This is a genomic window from Streptomyces sp. NPDC057654, from assembly GCF_042800135.1.
Classification (GTDB): Bacteria; Actinomycetota; Actinomycetes; order Streptomycetales; family Streptomycetaceae; genus Streptomyces.
Genome location: NZ_JBHVHQ010001397.1, coordinates 1 through 1,311, shown reverse-complemented (window position 1 = coordinate 1,311; position 1,311 = coordinate 1). Strand labels below are relative to the sequence as shown.

Genomic DNA, 1,311 nt, shown 5'->3' with positions numbered 1-1,311 from the left:
CCTGGCAGCTGATCTGCGCCATGCTCGGCATCCTGCGGCTCGGCGCCGCGGTCGTACCGCTGGACGCGCAGAGTCCGCCCGAGCGCCGCCGCCATATCCTCGCGGACTCGGCGAGTGTCGCGGTGATTCATGGCGCGGCGGAGGAGCTGCCGGGGCTGCCGGGGGATGTCGCCGCGCTGGATGTGGCGGCGCTGCTCGAAGGGGACTCGAAGGCCGGTGCGGCCGAAGCGCCCGAACCGCCGGACGCCGAGGCCCCGTTCTCGTTCCTCTTCTACACCTCGGGCACCACCGGTCTGCCCAAGGGCGTCGAGGTCCGCGACGCCGGAATCCTGCGCCTGGCGCGGCCGGGCTGGATACGGCTGGACGGGCCCCTGCGCTTCGCCGGCGTGTCCAACCCCGCCTTCGACGCGCTGAACTTCGAGGTGTGGGCGCCGCTCCTGACCGGCGGCAGCTGCGTGATCCTCGACGGCGAGACCGTGCAGGACCCCGAACTGCTGGCGGCCGCGCTGGAACGCGAGCGGATCGACGCGCTGTTCATGACCGCCGCGCTGTTCAACGCGGTGGTCGACAGGGTCCCGCACTGCTTCTCGACCGTCGGGCAGGTGCTGGTGGGCGGCGAGCAGCTCAACGCCCGCGTCATCCGCCGCTGGTACCGCGACAACCCGGACAGCGCCACCGTTCTCCACAACGGGTACGGGCCGACGGAGACCAGCACCTTCGCCGTCTGCCACGCGATCCCCCGCGACTTCGCCGGGGAGCTGGTGCCGATCGGGCGCGTACTGCCGGGCACCGAGGTGGTGCCCGTCGTCGACGGTGTCCGGCGCGCCGAGGCCGGAGAGCTCGCCGAACTCCTCATCACGGGTGAGGCGCTGGCGGCCGGCTACCGCAATCTGCCCGAGGAGACCGCGCAGCGGTTCGTCCGGCTGCCCTGGCTCGACGGCGGGCGCGCCCGCTACTACCGCAGCGGCGACCTCGTACGCCAGGACGCCACCGGGCTCATCACGTACGTGGGGCGCGTGGACCGCCAGGTCAAGGTGCGCGGCTTCCGCATCGAGCCCGGCGAGATCGAGGCGCGGATCACCGCCCACCCCGCGGTGCGCCAGGCCCACGTCTGCGCCCGCCGCGACGTTGCCGCCGACGGGGCGAAGGAGCTGCTGGCCTTTCTGGTGCTGGGCGCCGACCTGTCCTTCGACGACTTCGACCGGCACCTCGCGGCCGGTCTGCCCGCGTATATGCGCCCGCACCGGCTCCACCGGGTCCACGAACTGCCGCGCACCGCCAACGGGAAGATCGACGAGGCGGCGCTGCTGC

Annotated in this window: 1 protein-coding gene; it reads left to right on the top strand. The window is 73.1% G+C overall.

Features of this window, described 5'->3' with window-relative positions:
- On the top strand, nucleotides 1–1,311 hold a 1,311-nt coding region (locus tag ACFU99_RS43900; protein WP_384404417.1), incomplete at both ends, for an AMP-binding protein.